Here is an 18,697-nt window from a genome sequence, read left to right as displayed (position 1 = left end):
CCCATTAATTCGTTAAATTATTAATACTGCTCGCACCGCTAACCACAGGCGAGAACACAAATGACAAGAACTTACGTACTTCAGCCAACGGCGCATTCGATACGTACACCACGTCCTTATCCTTCACAGGGAAACGCTGCATCCAAAACATAGAATTTGCATCTGTCAGATTCAAACGGTAAACCACAGGAATTTCCGCACGATCGCCATACCCTTTTTCTGCCCATTTAGATTGTTTTTCCGGCGGCAACTCAGACAAAGGCGCATAACGGAATACAAATACGCCGCGCGCATCTGCACTATAATCCTGCAGACCACCCATACGTCCCACAGCCTCGGCCAAAGACAAGCCCTTCACAGAGAAACCAATCTGCTGTGCGCGACCGACAGCACCCATAGAAGTAAATGTGCTTGGGTTTGTAATCATTGTGACTACATCACCGCGGCGTAACAAAATATTTTGACGCGGATGCGCCACCAAATCTTCCAGAGCAATCGTTCTCACAACATTACCACGTGTCAGCTGTACGTTCGTATCTTGTACATTCGCAGTCGAACCGCCCACGGCAGCCACCGCATCCAACACACGCTCGCCTGCAGCCGTTAAAGGCATACGTACACTGTTACCCGCGCGGATAACCGATACATTCGCCGCATTGTTTTGCACCATGCGCACCATTACCTGCGGCTGGTTCGCCATTTTTTTCAGACGGCCTTTAATGATGTTTTGCACCTGAACCGGTGTTTTACCTAGGACAGACACATCGCCGATAAACGGCACAGAAATCGTGCCTGAAGAGCTGACCATCTGTTCAGGCAGCTTCGTTTGCTGCGCATTACCCGAACCGGTAGACGACAAAGCCCCGCCGAACAACACAGCCGGAGGAGCTTCCCAAATCGTAATGTCCAACATATCACCGACGTCAATGGCACCCACAGAAGCATAGCCCTCTCCCAGTTGGGCCAAGGATTGGCCCACTTGAGCTTGATAAAGAGAAGCAGCCACATCAGCATTAACATCTACCAATTCCACATCGGGAATATTTGCCTCATTCTGTTGCCCCAAAGCAACAACTTTACCAGTACTTGGACCGGAAGCAGGAAGAAGACTACACGCCGACAATACCGTACTGAACATCAGCAACATCGCGCGCTGACCAAAAAATTTAGCTTTAAACACAGATAAAATCCTAATATACTTGGAATTCAATTCCATCATTATAACATCTGAAAATCAATTTAGGCCGTCTGAAAAACGACGTCCGATTTTTACCACATTGCAAAAATGAAACGACTTAAAAAAACTCCAGGACCAAGCATCCTCTTTGCTGGCCACAATCTCCTCGCAAATCATACCTCATTACAATTGTTGATGCGCCTCCTTGACTCGCCATTCCATTATTAAAAACCAGCAGTTTCAAAACGGTATGTAGCTTCGTTAAAAATAGCGAAACACTCCTTCCCCACAAATTCCATACCAAATAACGCTAAGCAGCCAGCTATTCCACCTATACCACATTGTAAAATATGTTATCATTATAGTAAATTCTCTGTATAACATATTAAATTTTTGGAAGAATTTGGTTAAATACTCTACTTTTCGACACCAACAATTTCCCAAATAAGATCTATTTGATCTAAATAACTATTAAGACATTAATACGCATATTTAAACAATATTATTCACTAATTTATCAATTTGGATAACGTACAATGAATAGAAAACTTAGAAAACTTCTTCGTGACCCAAAACTTTTTTTTGTAGATATGTACAAAAAACGAATTACACAAGTAAAAAGATATCTACCAATTAAACGAGCCGGAAAAAACCAATATACCGTTGTTGCTGCAGTATATAATGTTGAAAAATATCTAGATGACTTCTTTTCCAGCCTGACAAAACAAAGACTAAACTTTAAAAAACACATTCAAATTATTTTAGTTGATGATGGCTCAGTCGATAAATCAGCTGAGATTATTCAAAAGTGGCAACAGAAGTTTCCTCAAAATATTCGCTATTTCTATAAAGAAAACGGCGGACAGGCCTCTGCGCGTAACTTAGGCTTGCAATATGTCGAAACTGATTGGGTAACCTTCATAGACCCAGACGATTTTGTCTCTCCTGATTACTTCTATAAAACAGATACTTTCTTACGTAAAAATGCCAATATCAGCATAGTGGGTTGTCCATTAGTCTTCTACTTTGAAGATAAAGACATGGTAAAAGATACACACCCCTTAAAATACCGTTTTGCTAAAGGGGATGTTGTTCTTCCATTATCAAATCTAAAAGATCATCTACAATTATCTGCAAGTACTGCTTTTTTCAAAATTGATAATATCCGTAACGCACATATTTCTTTTGATGAAGCAATGAAACCTAGTTTTGAAGATGCAAAATTTGTTACTGATTATATTCTAAATACTGATTTATCAACTAATGCTGCATTTTTATCAAAAATTAGTTATTTTTATCGAAAACGTTCTGATGGCTCATCCACTTTGGATGGAGCATGGCAAAATCCATTACTATTTTCTAGAGTGATTGAAAAAGGCTGTATTGAAATTTTAAAAACAGCTAAAAAGAAATTTGGAAACATTCCTGAACATATTCAAAGAATTGTCCTATACCATATCATTTGGTATTTTGGCCGTATCGTAAACAAACCTGCAGCATTGTCACATCTAAACGAAGAGCAAAAAAAGCATTTCATCGCCCTACTACATGAAATGTTTTCGTATATTGATGAAAAAACAATCCTTCGCTTTAATTTGGCAGGAACATGGTTTTTTCAAAAAGTTGCCTTGCTTGGTTTATTTAAAAATACAGCACCTAAAAGTCAAATTGCCTATATTGAAGATTTTGATTTAAAAAAGAAACAAATTTTGGTGAAATATTTTTCAAATTTCCCAATTATCGAACAATGGATGATTAATGGTAAGGAAATATTCCCTAAATACCAAAAAGAGGTTGTCTATGACTTTCTAGGCAGTTTATACACTAAAGAATACCGCACATGGCTTCCTTGTCACGACATGGGCGATTTAGAACTTTTTTTAGCCGGTAAAAAAGCCAAATTAACATTCTCAGGAAAACAATTTGACAAACTACCAATCGAAACGGTATTCACTTCATTTAAACAAAAATCCACGATTAAATCGAATGCCTGGATTTTAATGGATAGGGACAATCAGGCCGATGATAATGCAGAACACTTATATCGTTATATTAGTGAAAATCATCCCAAACAAGATATTTATTTTGCCCTGAAAAAAACATCCTCTGATTGGAAAAGACTCGAACAAGATGGGTTTAATTTGCTTGAATTTGGCTCATCTGCATTTGAGAGTAAATTAAAGACTGCGCAAAAATCATCAGTAGTCATGTTGATGGATATATCACACATTATTTCAAAGATAATTCCCTATTAGATAAAGACTACGTCTTTTTACAACATGGCATCACGAAAGATGATTTATCAGGTTGGTTAAATACCAAAAAAATTGCTTGTTTCGTTACAGCGACAAATCCAGAATACCATTCTATTGTGGACAACACAACTGCTTATAAATTTGGTAAAAAAGAAGTTAAACTGACAGGTTTCCCTCGTTATGACCGTTTACTTATCAATAATAATACCGAATCTAAACAGATTTTAATTATGCCAACATGGCGTAGCTCCATTGTAGGCACATATATTTCAGGTACAGAACGAACAAGAAACCCTGATTTTATGAAAACTAACTATGCCAAACATTGGCATGGTTTCATGAATCACGCCATATTAAAAGAACTGAATGATCAAGGTTATCAAATCGTCTTTGCACCACATCCAAGTATTCAGGAATACATGGATGAGTTCACTGTACCTGACTTTATTAAAATCTATAGCTATTCAGAAGGTAACATCCAATCCGTCTTCCAAAATACTAGTATCTTGATTACCGACTATTCATCTGTTGCATTTGATGTAGCCTACTTGAATAAAGCTATTTTGTATTATCAATTTGATTATGATGAAGTATTCTCGAGTGGAAATCACACCTATCAAAAAGGTTATTTTGACTATAACCGAGATGGTTTTGGTGCAGTTGCTTATAATGAAACAGAAATTCTGGCAGCATTAAAAGATCTGGTAGACAATCAAGCTAAAGTACCGGATTTGTATCAAACACGCATCGATAAGACATTCCAATTTAGGGATTCGAATAATTGTGAGCGTGTCTACCAAGCTATTCTTGACTTAGATAAACCTGAATTATCAAATGATCTAAACTATATAGAGAAAATGATTCTTCAAGTTGAGAACTTGGGTGAATGGGTTGTTGCTGCTTCACGAATTGCTGCTATATTGGAAAACACTTCTGATTTAACACCAGAAGAAAGGGCAAACTATATTAATAGATATCTGAATGCTCTATTTAAAGGTAACAAATTTATTGAATTGTTGAATTGGTTAGAGAAACATCCAACCTCTGATGCTGACTACTGGAGAGCTAAAGTCAGCCTCCAAATTGGTAACCCTACTTTAGGAATTAAATATTTTTCTAAAAACAATATTGGTATTTTAGAAGATAAATTAATTGCTATATTAGCAGCCTCTTTAGAGAATAATGTCAAATCAGTAAAAAAACTGAACCAATATATTTCATCTGATCTGTCAGAAAAGCACCACCTGATTCAATTGTTAGCTGAGAAAATCCTTCAAAAAGAATATTTTGTTGCTCTTGCCCTAATTGAAACATTATTGACTAAGTTTTTTACAGTTGAAGATAAAAAGACCTTCAAGCTGGAACTCTTAGCAAGTTATCTCTGTATGCGCTTAAACAATTTCCAACAAGCTCATAAATATTTAGTCCGTTATGAAGGGTATCAAAGAGGTGATATTGCATGTCGAATTGCCATTGCACGTTTGGCAAAACTGCGTCAAAACGGTGAAAAACTGTTTACTCAGCTTAACCGTGCCTTTGGCCAAGATTTATTAATGATGCCGCAAGATCTGGTTCCCGCCTACCTGCAGGAACTGCATAATCAAGGTAATACAACAACCGAAAAGACATTGCTTGAACAATTTACAGAAAAGTACCCGGATAGCAAAACTATTGCCTCATATAAGGCAGCCGTTAAGGAAGAAAAATGAACGAACAAATTTTTACTGCCAGTAATGGTATCGAAGTTATTTACCGACATAAACCCAGCAAATATGACTTTAAACATTTAATCATCGTATTTTCAGGTTTTCTTAATGCAACGCCTGGCAATTATGACTTTATTAATGCTATGACGGACTGCCCTGCTGACGTTATTTGGATTAACGATAATTTCCAAGGAATGTATACCTATTACCTGTGTATAGATATGGATTTCCGGGTTAAAGAAGCCGTACAGGAATTCATCCAATCTCAAATAAATCAACGTAATCTATCTCCTGAAAATGTCACCTTTACTGGATTTTCTAAAGGAGGGAGTGCGGCCCTTTATCATGCCTTAAGCATGAATATTAAAAACATTGTGGTTACTGTACCTCAGCTTCATATCGGAAATTATGTAGATAATTTCTGGAAATCAGTTGCTACCCACATGATGGGAAAAAACTATCAAAAGGCTCAAATAGATTATCTTGATAAACTAATCGTTAACCTATTGAAAAAAGATCAAGATTTAGACAAGAATATTTATTTACTGACCTCGGAAGCCGATATCCAATTTCCAACCGAGATCCAACCGCATTTAGATGATTTCCGCAAATATCGGAATTTCAACTTGTTAAAAACTTATTCGGCATTTGTCCGAGAGCATAATCAGGTTACATCGCATCATACCGCATTGTTACTTGGAATTTATTATGCATTAGCTTCAGAGGCGACTCCCCGATTTAATCAAGGCGAAGTCAATTTCTTTGGCACTCAACCAATACCAAAACCGAATGTAGCGAATCCAACTCCTTATGTAGATGTTAGAAACTGTGAATATAAAGACAATATCCTATTTATAGAAGGTATTGCAATATTAAGAGGGGTACACATATCCAATTACAGCGATGTACAGTATGAACTGATTCTTCAGAATACTCGTACTCGAGAAACATACACCAAAGGTTTAGCAAAACTGCATCGTCCCCACCTGACTAGAGAGCTGTTTGATGGTGATTTTGTAATCTATGACAAAGGCTATTTCACAACACTTGATTTAAAAGGCATCGATATTTCTGACTTACCCAAAGCAGAATATCAACTGTATATTGCAATTAAATCTGGAGAGTACTATTCAAAACTGGCATTAAGCTCGCAAAAAACATTAACAAAATCCTCTGATACCTTTAGTTTTAACAGTAACTCATCTTTGGCAATACTTGAACTATTTAAAGAATAAGGCTTTGGAAAAGTTTAATTCATTTTTTCTATACATGATACTGTTATAGACTTGCAGGATTTTAAGCTGGTTAAAAATACTCTATTTATTGATATGCATTAACATTCTTACAGGACTAAATGCTAAAAAATACTCCAATATTAATTACACGTTAATTATTGAAGGAAAATCAGGCAAAAGCGTAAACCGGTTGGGAAACCAAGCGTGATTTGGCGTAGATGATGGAAAACTCATGGCGTTAGATCAGCAACAACCCAAATGGCTACGACGATTAAGTTGACATGATACAGGCCGTCTGAAAGAGATGTTTTCAGACGGCCTTTACTATTGATAGCTGCACTAATCAAATTCTACCATCCATTTACTTCAGATCTTAATTCAAATTAATGTCTGAATCAGTGATATGAATTCCTAACAACAAATTATTAATAATGGTATGTATTAAAAATGAAGCATTACTTGGAAAATCAGTATGTTTCCGGATTTTCTCAAAATCAAATTCATATAATACGATTGCAGGCAAAGATCGTTTAAGTTCTTTTATATCTGGATAAAACTCCGAAACCTTAGCAGAGGAAATAACCACTTGATTATCAAAATTATGATTAATTCTAGTAGGTAGTTCTTTAAATGTCTCTATAATTGGTTTGCGAATTGAATTTAAATACAAAGGATCCTTACCTTTATAGTAATTATGGTTACCTAAAAAAGGATCAATAGCAAAAGTTTTATACTCCCCAAGCAATCCATGATAGATTGCACCAGTACCTCCTGAAGAGTACCCTGAAATTATTATATTTTCCTTTTCTACTCCATAAATATTCATTAGGCTCTTGATAAAACGCTGAATATTATCTTCAATATTTTCATCAAACTTAGTATTTAAACCATGACTACCGAATGCATCAGCTACATCAGCCACACGAATAATATAGGTATTAGGCATAATACTATTAGCAATAAATGGAAATGGATGACTATAATACCTATCTAGCATATTTTCATTACTTTTATGCGTATACGAAAATAATACTAATAGGTTCTTCTTATTAGAGTTAATGGATTTAGGTGCTTCAACAGTATAAAGTACATTTTCCAACTCATGGAAAGAATCTGGGAAATAAGCCAAAAGATCTTTATAACTGTGCTTATTCACGCGACGGAACACACTTACACCCATTTTGTGTTCAACAGCTAAAAAGCCTCTATTATTTAGCTCATAAACATAATCACTTAGACCATGATTCCGAGCATAGCTTAGGAAAAACTCATTACTGTCGCCTTTAATACCAATGTATTCAACTTCCGGCTTATTCAAGTACTCGGCTAAATTAATGCCTTTATGTTTTTCAACATTCAGGATGTAGCACAGTTCGCTGCCAAGATAAATGGAAGTAACTTCTAAAATCTCACTAAATTTATCCTCGATTTTTGCCCAATCGGCTTCAGCAAATTTAAAAGACAATACTGTCTTTTCTTGATTAACCGATTGTGGGTAACTTCCATAAACTTCTGAAATATATTTCAGGAATTTTGGAAAAATAGAAATTTTAGAAACTTTGCTCTTATTACGCTCAATAAAGTTAAAAGTTTGCCCTGATGTTGAATAGCTGATGCTGACAAAATAGTCGTTCAACAGAAAATCGAACACTATACTTTGATTGTTATAAATCCAAGCGTTAACCTTTTGAGGATCAATCTTGGCTTTTCGTAAGATGTTTTGCTGAATTTTATATAAATCCATTTTATAAACCCTGTTGATATTTTTCCAACAATGCTTTTTTGTCGGTTTTATGGTTGGTGCTGACTGGAATTTCATCAATGTGAATAAATTCAGACGGCATCATGTAAGACGGTAAATTTTGTACTAATGCGTCTTTGATCGCCTGAGTATCTGCACTTTGCTTGGCTGTATAGAAACACACCAAACGCAATACTGCACCTGTGTTGCGTTTCAAAGCCACTACTGCCACATTATCAAAGGCAAACTCCTTAAGGTTAAGGATTTTTTCTTCAATTTCTGAAAGTTCGATACGGTAGCCATTGAGCTTAATCTGCTCGTCTTTACGGCCTTGTACATAGAACAATCCATTTTTTTCAAAACCGTAGTCACCTGTTTTATAAGTGCGATTATCTGCACTGTGTACTACCAAGCGTTTAGCATTTTCAGTTTCGTTGTTCAGATAGCCACGCATCACATGGTTACCGCTAATCCAAATCTCTTCGTCAACAATCTCTAATTTGGAATTAAGCACGGCAACGCCTACAGGCAACTCTTCTTCTGCCGCCAGCATATCAGGTGTAATATCAACGTAAGTTGTTGCTACAGTAGCCTCAGTCGGACCATAGGTATTGATAACACGGACACCGGGAAATTTTTGAAAAATCATATTTACTACTGGTTTGCCAAGTTTTTCGCCACAGAACAAAAATTCTTTCAAACTCGGTAAAGTAGCCTGACTGCATTTAGGGTTAAGCAGCTGCTGCATGGCAAAAGAAGGCGTGGAAACCCAAGTAGTAATTTGTTGTTTGGCCAAAAAATCAATCCAGGTGGCAGGATTAGAAATAGCATCACGACTGTTCATGACAATGCAACCACCGTAAGCCAAGTTGCCAAAGATTTCGTACATTGACAAATCAAACGCAAACGGAGCCTGATTCATAAATACATTAGGTGCGGCTAAATTAAGCTGCTCTTTCATCCATTTCATCAGGTTAAACACGGCTTCACGACCGATTTGCACACCCTTAGGTGCGCCGGTTGTTCCTGAAGTAAACATGATGTAAGCCAAATCTTTTTCAGCCAACTCTACTTCTTCATCAGTCTGCTTTTCAAAAGTTTGCGTTGCCGAACGGTATACAAAGCGTGCTTTCGACAGTTGGCAGATATTGTTCAGACGGCTTTCAGGATAAATACTATCCACCGGAATAAAAGGGATTTTGTTTAATAAGCAGGCATAAATTGCCACTGCAAAATCAATTTCTTTATGGCCGTGCAACACCAGAGGAATGTTTTTGGTAATATCTGCTATGCTTTTGTAAGCCTCGATAAATGCGGCTATTTTTACGCGCAACTCTTCCCAAGAACATTCCTGAGTATCATTAACTAACGCTTTTCCCAAAGTTTGGCTGAATCGGCATTCCAAAAAATCATCAAGATTTTGGAATTCATTTAATTGTTTCATGATTTAGCCTTTGTAATTATTTTCAACATATTGAATGATATTGGCTGAGTTTGCCAAAATATCAACCAGTTGCTCAAACGGCAAATCAACATCAAATTTTTGTTTGATGGCCATAACCAAATCCATTGCGCTCACAGAATCAATAAGTCCTGTAGACAACAATTCTTCATTTGCTGACACTTGTTTTTGTGCAACTTGTGAAATCAACGCCAAAACTTCGTTAGATACTGACATGGTAAGATCCTTTTATTAAAATTGAAATGATAACGCTTTGCACCCTGTGCATAACACTGTGATTATCCCATATTTTTTTACTTTTCAGGTAACTAAATATACAATATCCAAATAAAGCAATCCCTCTTTGACAACACTTACACCAGGCCATCTGAAAGCGTTTGTATTTTCAACCAACCGGTTTCACGACTTCCAAACACAATTTTAATTAAGGAAAACCAATGACTATTCTTATTACCGGCGGTACCGGTTTTATCGGTTCTCATACCGTTGTTTCCCTGTTGAAATCAGGCTTTAATGCCGTGATTTTGGACAATTTGTGCAATTCGTCTGCCAACATCCTCCCGCGCTTGGAAAAGATTACCGGCAAGTCTGTGCCTTTTTACCAAGGGGATATCCGTGATCGTGAAGTGTTGCGTCAAATCTTTGCAGAACACGATATTGATGCCGTCATCCATTTTGCCGGCTTGAAGGCAGTCGGTGAAAGCGTGGCCGAACCAATGAAATACTACGACAACAATGTGTCGGGCAGCTTAGTTTTGGCTGAAGAAATGGCGCGTGCTGGTGTATTTAAGATTGTGTTCAGTTCATCGGCTACGGTTTACGGCGATCCGGGTAAAGTGCCTTATACGGAAGATATGCAACCGGGAGATACGACCAGCCCCTACGGCACGTCTAAGTCTATGGTGGAGCGCATTTTAACGGATATCCAAAAGGCCGATCCGCGTTGGAGCGTGATTTTGTTGCGCTATTTCAACCCCATCGGTGCGCATGAAAGCGGTTTGATCGGCGAGCAGCCAAACGGCATCCCAAACAATCTGCTGCCTTATATCTGCCAAGTGGCTTCAGGTAAGCTGCCGCAATTGTCGGTTTTCGGCGATGACTACCCTACTCCCGACGGTACGGGTATGCGCGACTATATCCATGTAATGGATTTGGCGGAAGGCCATGTGGCAGCAATGCAGGCGAAAAGCGATGTTTCGGGCGTACACCTGTTTAATTTGGGTTCGGGACGTGCTTATTCGGTATTGGAAATCATCCGTGCTTTTGAGGCAGCCTCCGGTTTGACCATTCCGTTCCAAATCAAACCACGTCGCGATGGCGATTTGGCCTGTTTCTACGCCGATCCTGCCTACACCAAAGCGCAGACCGGTTGGGAAACCAAGCGTGATTTAGCGCAGATGATGGAAGACTCATGGCGTTGGGTCAGCAACAACCCAAATGGCTACGACGATTAAGTTGACCTGATACAGGCCGTCTGAAAGAGATGTTTTCAGACGGCCTCTTTATCTGAAAAACACACTTTCTGTCTGCTATAATCCATTTATATTATTTTGACTATCCTCTGAAACTTATGAAAAAAATCCTTGTTACCGGCGGCGCGGGCTTTATCGGTTCTGCCGTTGTCCGTCATATTATCCAAAACACCCAAGACTCTGTCGTCAATGTCGATAAGCTGACTTATGCCGGCAATTTGGAATCTTTGACTGAGGTAGCCAATAATCCTCGCTATGCTTTTGAGCAAGTGGATATTTGCGACCGCGCCGAACTCGACCGCGTCTTCGCACAACACCAGCCTGATGCCGTGATGCACTTGGCAGCGGAAAGTCATGTTGACCGCTCTATCGATTCGGCAGGCGAATTTATCCAAACCAATATCGTCGGCACATTCAATCTACTTGAAGCGGCCCGCGCCTACTGGCAACAAATGCCGTCTGAAAAGCGCGAAGCCTTCCGCTTCCACCATATTTCTACCGATGAAGTCTATGGCGATTTGCACGGCACAGACGATTTGTTTACTGAGACCACGCCATACGCGCCGTCCAGCCCCTACTCTGCTTCTAAAGCGTCCAGCGACCACCTCGTCCGCGCATGGTTGCGTACTTACGGCTTGCCGACCATCGTAACCAACTGCTCCAACAACTACGGCCCCTACCATTTCCCGGAAAAACTCATTCCTTTGATGATTCTGAACGCGCTTGACGGCAAACCGCTGCCCGTTTACGGCGACGGTATGCAAATCCGCGACTGGCTGTTTGTCGAAGACCACGCACGCGCGCTGTATCAGGTTGTTACCGAAGGTGTTGTCGGCGAGACCTACAATATCGGTGGCCACAATGAAAAAGCCAATATTGAAGTCGTCAAAACCATCTGTACCCTGCTGGAAGAGCTTGTTCCTGAAAAACCGGCCGGTGTGGCGCGTTATGAAGATTTGATTACTTTCGTACAAGACCGCCCCGGCCATGACGTGCGCTACGCCATCGACGCTACCAAAATTGGCAGGGAGCTGGGCTGGAAACCGCAGGAAACATTTGAATCCGGCATCCGCAAAACAGTGCAATGGTATTTGGACAACAAAACCTGGTGGCAAAACGTATTGAACGGCAGCTATCGTTTGGAGCGTTTAGGCACCGGAAAATAAGTTTTCAGACGGCCTGTTCCCATATTAGGCCGTCTGAAAATCACGCAAACACACACTACTCAGGAGAAAACCCATGAAAGGCATTATCCTCGCCGGCGGCAGCGGCACTCGCCTCTACCCCATCACGCGCGGCGTATCCAAACAGCTGCTGCCCGTATACGACAAGCCCATGATTTACTATCCCCTGTCCGTATTGATGCTGGCAGGAATCCGCGATATTTTGGTGATTACGACGCCCGAAGACAACGCCTCTTTCAAACGCCTGCTTGGCGACGGCAGCGATTTCGGCATTTCCATCAGTTATGCAGTGCAACCCAGCCCGGACGGCTTGGCACAGGCATTTATCATCGGCGAAGAATTTATCGGCAACGACAATGTTTGCTTGGTTTTGGGCGACAATATTTTCTACGGCCAATCGTTTACGCAAACATTGAAACAGGCCGCCGCCAAGACCCACGGCGCAACCGTATTCGGTTATCAGGTCAAAGACCCCGAGCGTTTCGGCGTGGTTGAATTTGACGAAAACTTCAACGCCCTGTCTATCGAAGAGAAACCGCAACAGCCCAAATCCGATTGGGCTGTAACCGGCTTGTACTTCTACGACCAACGCGTCGTCGAATTCGCCAAACAAATCAAACCGTCCGCCCGCGGCGAATTGGAAATCTCCGACCTCAACCAAATGTATTTGGAAGACGGTTCATTGTCGGTACAACTTTTGGGACGCGGTTTCGCATGGTTGGACACCGGCACCCATGAGAGCCTGCACGAAGCCGCTTCATTCGTCCAAACCGTGCAAAACATCCAAGACCTGCAAATCGCCTGCCTGGAAGAAATCGCTTGGCGCAACGGTTGGCTTTCCGATGAAAAACTGGAAGAGCTGGCGCGCCCGATGGCAAAAAACCAATACGGCCAATATTTGCTGCGCCTGTTGAAAAAATAATGTTTGAGGCCGTCTGAAACTTTTCAGACGGCCTTTAGATGAAAGATAAAAAGATGAACATCATTGATACTGCCATTCCTGACGTAAAACTGCTTGAGCCGCAAGTCTTTGGCGACTCGCGCGGCTTTTTTATGGAAACTTTCCGCGACGAGTGGTTCAAGACCCAAGTCTGCGACCGCACCTTTGTGCAGGAAAACCACTCCAAATCCAGCAAAGGCGTATTGCGCGGCCTGCACTATCAAACTGAAAACACACAAGGCAAACTCGTACGCGTGGTTGTCGGCGAAGTATTTGATGTGGCCGTCGATATGCGTAAAGACTCCCCTACTTTCGGCAAATGGGTAGGCGAGATCTTGTCCGCAGAAAACAAACGCCAACTGTGGGTACCTGAAGGTTTCGCTCACGGCTTCTATGTACTGAGCGATGAAGCCGAGTTCGTCTATAAATGCACAGACTATTACAACCCCAAAGCCGAACACTCGCTGATTTGGAATGATCCGACCGTCGGTATCGACTGGCCGTTGCAAGGTGAGCCGAACCTGTCGCCTAAAGACTTGGCAGGCAAAGTATTGACCGAAGCAGTCACGTTTGGATAACTTCAAAACATAACAGAATCAACTGTTTCTATTTTGTAGTATTAGAAAGTTTCAAATGAATTTAAATAAAATTAGAAAATTTTTTAGAGAGCCCCATATTTTCTTTAGGGATTTTCTAAATAAACGCTTTCCTCCTTATAATGTAGAACAGCCTATTCCTGAAACTGAAGAATTTACTCTGATCAATGCAGATGCCAATCTTGCATCACTCACAGAAAACGTTTTGCCAAACTTTCCCATCGATGTTGTTTTTACTTGGGTCGACAATACCGATAAAGCATGGCAAGAACAGTATTACCGTACCCTGCAACCCATCGATCAGGAAGATATCGGCCTGTATGCGACCGACCCTGCCCGCTTTTCCAACCATAATGAACTTTTTTATTCAGTACAGGCCGTACAAAAGTTTATGCCGTGGGTCCGCAATATTTTTATTGTAACGGCGGATCAAAAACCTAAATGGTTAGATGAAAACGCCCATTCTAAAATTAAATTAATCAATCATTCGCAAATTATTGATGCCAAATACTTACCAACGTTCAATTCCCACGTCATTGAAGCAAACTTATATAAAATTCCAGGTTTAAGTGAACATTTTATTTATTTCAATGATGATGTTTTCGTTGCAAGACCACTGACGCCTAACCACTTTTTTGAAAACAATGGCTTGGCTTCCCTATTTGTTGCCAATAAAAGTTTTCAAAAAATGCGTCAACGGGGCCTAATCACACCGACATTGACCGCATCAGAACACGCATTAAAGCTCTTAAAAAGACATTATCCGACAATTAATATCAATACACCGTTGGTACATACTTACGTTCCGCTACGGAAAACATCCTTTCAAAAAGCATGGTCATTATTTGAAGATGAAATAATTTCTTTTCTAAATAACAAGGTGCGCCATAATTCTGAACTTAATATGGCCAGTTTTTTAGTACCTTGGTTGATGTACCTTGACGGATATGCCACACCGAAACGTGAAATTTGCTACTATTTCAATATACGCAGTTCACACGCCCAAACTCAATATAAGAAATTGTTATTCAAGAAGAAATACCTTCATATGCCCCACTCCTTCTGCATTAACGATTCAAGCAGTAATAATGCGGATAAAAACTATGCCCTACATTTCCGTAATTTTATGGATACTTACTTTGGAATAGAGGCAGAATAAATTTTTATATTAATGACACTTGTTAGATAACATAATAATTTAAAATGATTTTTTCAACATTCGGCCTATTTAAACAACGTCTCTTGCTAACCAAATTTTTAGACAAAATTTCAACGGATAAGACCGCATTATTTTGGGGCAAGAAACATCCCAAACGCAGAAAATTAGCACATATCTTAAGATTGCCCCTGCTCAATCTTGAAGACGGCTTTTTACGTTCAGTCGGACTGGGCGTCTCCGGTTATCCGCCCTACTCCATCGTCTATGACGACATCGGCATCTACTACGACACCACCCGTCCTTCGCGTTTGGAACAACTGATTCTTGCCGCCAATACCATGCCGTCTGAAACCTTGGCTCAGGCGCAGCAGGCGATGGATTTCATACTGCAACACCATCTGTCCAAATACAACCACGCGCCCGAACTTTCAGACGATCATCCTTTATGTTCCCCATCCAAGCCGGAAACCGTCCTCATCATCGACCAAACATTCGGCGATATGGCCATTCAATATGGCGGCGCAGATGCCTCTACGTTTGAACTAATGTTTCAGACGGCCTTAAATGAAAACCCGCAAGCCGATATCTGGGTCAAAACCCATCCCGATGTTTTGTGCGGCAAAAAACAAGGCTATCTAACCCGGCTGGCGCAGCAACACCGCGTCCATCTTCTGGCAGAAAACATCAATCCGATTTCTTTGTTGCAAAACGTCGATAAAGTTTATTGCGTTACCTCGCAAATGGGTTTTGAGGCGCTTTTGTGCGGCAAACCACTGACCACCTTCGGCCTGCCGTGGTATGCCGGATGGGGCGTAAGCAACGACCGCCATCCTGAAATCAACCGCCTTGTCCAAACCCAGCGCCGCGCCCCCCGCAACTTGCTACAACTCTTCGCCGCGGCCTATCTGCAATACAGCCGCTACCTCAACCCCAATACCGGCGAAGCAGGCAGCCTCTTTGATGTCATAGACTATCTAGCGACGGTCAAACGAAAAAACGACAAATTGCGTGGCGAATTGTATTGCGTCGGTATGTCTTTGTGGAAACGCGCGGTTGCCAAACCATTCTTTAACGTACCCTCATGCCGTCTGAAATTTATTTCCTCCACCCAAAAACTGGCCGGGGTCAAACTATCCGATGATGCACGCATCCTTGCCTGGGGCAACGGCAAAGAGGCCATCGTCCGTTTTGCCGAACAACATCACATCCCCCTGCTGCGCATGGAAGACGGCTTTATCCGCTCGGTCGGACTCGGCTCTAATTTAGTCCCGCCGCTGTCGCTCGTTACCGACGACATAGGCATTTATTTCAATGCCGAAACCCCGTCCCGTCTTGAATACATCCTGCAAAACCAAAACTTCGACGATCAAGACTTTCAGACGGCCTTAAAACTGCAAAAAATGCTGACCGAAAACCACATCAGCAAATACAACGTCGGCAGCTCAAACTTCACCGCCCCGTCAACCGACAAAACCGTAATCCTCGTTCCCGGCCAGGTTGAAGATGACGCGTCTATCCGCTACGGTTCGCCCCAAATCTACCGCAATCTGGATCTGCTCCGTACCGTACGCGAACGCAATCCCGATGCCTATATCATCTACAAACCGCATCCCGATGTAGTCAGCGGTAACCGCATCGGCCATATTTCCCCTGAAGATGCTGCACAATATGCCGACCAAACCGCCGAACAAGCCGATATCCTGACCTGTCTCCAATACGCAGACGAAGTTCATACCATGACTTCACTGACCGGTTTTGAAGCCTTGTTGCGCGGCAAAAAAGTCAGCTGCTACGGCCTGCCTTTTTACGCAGGTTGGGGACTTACCCAAGATCTGCTCCCTATTCCGCGCCGCAGCCGCAGACTTGAACTTTGGCAGCTGATCGCCGGCACGCTCATCCACTATCCCGACTACATCCACCCCGAAACCCATCAGGCCATCAATGCGGAAACCGCTGCCCAAATCCTGATACGACAAAAAAATATGCAAAAAAACAACAACGGATTACATCGCGGGTACTTTGCTAAAAAATTAGGTAAAATCAAACAACTATATCGATCTTTTAAATAAATACCATCTAAATTAACAATACGTCATGAACTTGCCTCTATTGTGGCATCATTGCTTTTGCATCGTTAATTCTCTTGGCGTATGCTTGAAAGTTCAACCTAAAACTATTACATAAAAACAAAACCACATTGCGACATGAAACAGACCGTCCTCAAAAACAACCTGCAAAACCTGCTTGAAAGCGCAGAAAATATCCTGCTGCTTCAAGGCCCTGTCGGCGATTTTTTTCTGCGCCTTGCCAATTGGCTGACTGAAAACAGCAAGACTGTACATAAATTCAACTTTAATGCAGGCGACGACTATTTTTATCCGCCCACTCAAGCGCATACCGTTGTTTTTAACGACAACTACGATGCCTTTCCTGAATTCTTGCAAGAATACATCGTTCAACATCACATCCAGGCGGTTGTCTGCTTTGGCGACACACGCCCTTATCACGTCATTGCAAAACGCATTGCAAACGAAAACCAAGCCAATTTCTGGGCATTTGAAGAAGGCTATTTCCGCCCCTACTACATCACCTTAGAAAAAGACGGCGTCAACGCATTTTCCCCGTTACCGCGCCGTGCCGACTTTTTTTTGGAACAATTCCCCAAGCTGGCCCAGCAAGAATACAAAGCGCCGACGCCGGTACGCGGTGGGTTTATGCCTATGGCAAAAAACGCCGTCCGTTACTATATCGAATTGTTCCGCAACCCGAACAAGTACCCGAACTACATCCACCACCGCGCATCCAATGCCGGCCATTACCTCAAACTGTGGTCGATCTCCATCCTCAAGCGTTTGAACTACTATATTGAAGACATCCAAATCGCCAAACGCGTGGAGGCGGGCAAATACGGCAAATTTTTTATTGTTCCCTTGCAGGTATTCAACGACAGCCAAGTCCGCATCCATTGTGACTTTTCCAGCGTCCGCAGCTTCCTGCTCCATATTTTGGCCTCCTTTGCCGCGCACGCGCCTGCCGATACCAACCTCATCATCAAGCATCATCCGATGGACCGCGGCTTTATCGACTACTCGCGCGACATCAAACGCTTTATCAAAAAACACCCCAAACTCAAAGGCCGTATCACTTACGTCCATGATGTCCCCCTGCCCGTTTTCCTGCGTCACGGCCTTGGCATGGTTACCATCAACAGCACCAGCGGCCTGTCCGGCCTGATTCACAATATGCCAGTTAAGGTTCTCGGCCGTGCCTATTATGATATTCCCGGCATTACTGACCAAAATACCTTGGCAGAATTTTGGAATCATCCGACACCGCCTGATAAAGAACTGTTCCATGCCTACCGTATGTACCACCTCAACGTGACCCAAATTAACGGTAATTTCTACAGTCAGGTGTTTTTCCCCCACAAAAACACCTCCGACTCTTCTACACCAGCAACCTGACTTAGGAAGGAAAAGTTCAGGCCGTCTGAAAAACATTTCAGACGGCCTGAAACAATCAATACCTTAGCTACTACCATGTAAATAAAACACAAAAACCTGCATTTATCATTAACAATAAATTACAAAAACAGTATAATGACCGAGCTGTCATGAGTGCATATCGACTCAACCTGAGCCCTTTGTAACGCACAAAATATGGATGTACCACTAGGCAAAACAATATAACAAGCCAAACATCCTAAAGATAAGCCAGCAAGACAATACACTCTACAAAACTTTGCCGAGCAATATTTTTACAAAGCCCTC

Annotated in this window: 14 protein-coding genes; 10 read left to right on the top strand and 4 right to left on the bottom strand. The window is 41.6% G+C overall.

Translation table 11 applies throughout. The annotated features are described in order from the left end of the window. Positions 1 to 4 precede the first annotated feature (4 nt). The gene (locus TW89_RS02250) at positions 5 to 1,180 is read right to left on the bottom strand and encodes a polysaccharide biosynthesis/export family protein (protein ID WP_128580419.1); all 1,176 of its coding nucleotides are present in this window, start codon (positions 1,178 to 1,180) and stop codon (positions 5 to 7) included. Positions 1,181 to 1,713: 533 nt separating this feature from the next. Here TW89_RS02250 and TW89_RS11795 point away from each other — a divergent pair. The 3 genes from TW89_RS11795 to TW89_RS02240 all read left to right on the top strand — a co-directional run bounded on the left by TW89_RS11795 (position 1,714) and on the right by TW89_RS02240 (position 6,373). Then, complete coding sequence (locus tag TW89_RS11795) at positions 1,714 to 3,432, top strand: glycosyltransferase family A protein (protein ID WP_225522170.1); 1,719 nt, start codon at positions 1,714 to 1,716, stop codon at positions 3,430 to 3,432. A 116-nt stretch (positions 3,433 to 3,548) separates the two neighbouring features. Then, complete coding sequence (locus tag TW89_RS11790) at positions 3,549 to 5,141, top strand: CDP-glycerol glycerophosphotransferase family protein (RefSeq protein WP_349251547.1); 1,593 nt, start codon at positions 3,549 to 3,551, stop codon at positions 5,139 to 5,141. After that, positions 5,138 to 6,373: a hypothetical protein gene (locus TW89_RS02240; protein ID WP_128580418.1), complete on the top strand. Its 1,236-nt coding sequence runs from the start codon at positions 5,138 to 5,140 to the stop codon at positions 6,371 to 6,373. Before TW89_RS11790 ends, TW89_RS02240 begins: the two co-directional genes overlap by 4 nt. Positions 6,374 to 6,746: 373 nt before the next feature. Here TW89_RS02240 and TW89_RS02235 read toward each other — a convergent pair whose 3' ends face one another. From TW89_RS02235 to TW89_RS02225, 3 genes are read right to left on the bottom strand one after another with little or no spacing between them, the layout of a single operon-like run. Next, positions 6,747 to 8,117 (bottom strand): XcbB/CpsF family capsular polysaccharide biosynthesis protein, encoded by a 1,371-nt coding sequence (locus tag TW89_RS02235; protein WP_128580417.1) that lies wholly within the window; start codon positions 8,115 to 8,117, stop codon positions 6,747 to 6,749. Position 8,118: 1 nt separating this feature from the next. Beyond that, positions 8,119 to 9,558, bottom strand: a complete 1,440-nt coding sequence (locus tag TW89_RS02230; protein ID WP_128580416.1) for an AMP-binding protein — start codon at positions 9,556 to 9,558, stop codon at positions 8,119 to 8,121. A 3-nt stretch (positions 9,559 to 9,561) separates the two neighbouring features. Further along, a complete protein-coding gene (locus TW89_RS02225; protein ID WP_003747973.1) occupies positions 9,562 to 9,792 on the bottom strand; it encodes an acyl carrier protein in 231 nt (76 codons plus the stop codon). Positions 9,793 to 10,013: 221 nt separating this feature from the next. Between TW89_RS02225 and galE the strand changes: the two genes are divergently transcribed. The 7 genes from galE to TW89_RS02190 all read left to right on the top strand — a co-directional run bounded on the left by galE (position 10,014) and on the right by TW89_RS02190 (position 18,391). Next, a complete protein-coding gene (gene galE, locus TW89_RS02220; RefSeq protein WP_003747972.1) occupies positions 10,014 to 11,030 on the top strand; it encodes a UDP-glucose 4-epimerase GalE in 1,017 nt (338 codons plus the stop codon). A 116-nt stretch (positions 11,031 to 11,146) separates the two neighbouring features. After that, positions 11,147 to 12,214 carry a dTDP-glucose 4,6-dehydratase gene (rffG, locus tag TW89_RS02215; RefSeq protein ID WP_128580415.1) on the top strand — a complete coding sequence of 356 codons (1,068 nt, stop codon included), beginning with the start codon at positions 11,147 to 11,149 and terminating at the stop codon, positions 12,212 to 12,214. A 73-nt stretch (positions 12,215 to 12,287) separates the two neighbouring features. After that, entirely contained in the window at positions 12,288 to 13,154 is an 867-nt protein-coding gene (rfbA, locus tag TW89_RS02210; RefSeq protein ID WP_049332928.1) for a glucose-1-phosphate thymidylyltransferase RfbA, read from the top strand. Positions 13,155 to 13,207: 53 nt separating this feature from the next. Continuing rightward, positions 13,208 to 13,750, top strand: coding sequence for a dTDP-4-dehydrorhamnose 3,5-epimerase (rfbC, locus tag TW89_RS02205; RefSeq protein ID WP_164836684.1), 543 nt, complete (start codon positions 13,208 to 13,210; stop codon positions 13,748 to 13,750). 55 nt (positions 13,751 to 13,805) lie between these two features. Continuing rightward, positions 13,806 to 14,927: a stealth family protein gene (locus tag TW89_RS02200; RefSeq protein WP_128580413.1), complete on the top strand. Its 1,122-nt coding sequence runs from the start codon at positions 13,806 to 13,808 to the stop codon at positions 14,925 to 14,927. A gap of 44 nt (positions 14,928 to 14,971) precedes the next feature. Further along, entirely contained in the window at positions 14,972 to 16,996 is a 2,025-nt protein-coding gene (locus TW89_RS02195; RefSeq protein WP_128580412.1) for a capsular polysaccharide biosynthesis protein, read from the top strand. Between the two features lie 135 nt (positions 16,997 to 17,131). Beyond that, a complete protein-coding gene (locus tag TW89_RS02190) occupies positions 17,132 to 18,391 on the top strand; it encodes a capsule biosynthesis protein (RefSeq protein WP_128580411.1) in 1,260 nt (419 codons plus the stop codon). The last annotated feature ends 306 nt before the right edge of the window (positions 18,392 to 18,697 follow it).

This window comes from Neisseria flavescens (assembly GCF_001618065.1).
Classification (GTDB): domain Bacteria; phylum Pseudomonadota; class Gammaproteobacteria; order Burkholderiales; family Neisseriaceae; genus Neisseria; species Neisseria flavescens_A.
This window is presented reverse-complemented; position numbering and strand designations above follow the sequence as displayed.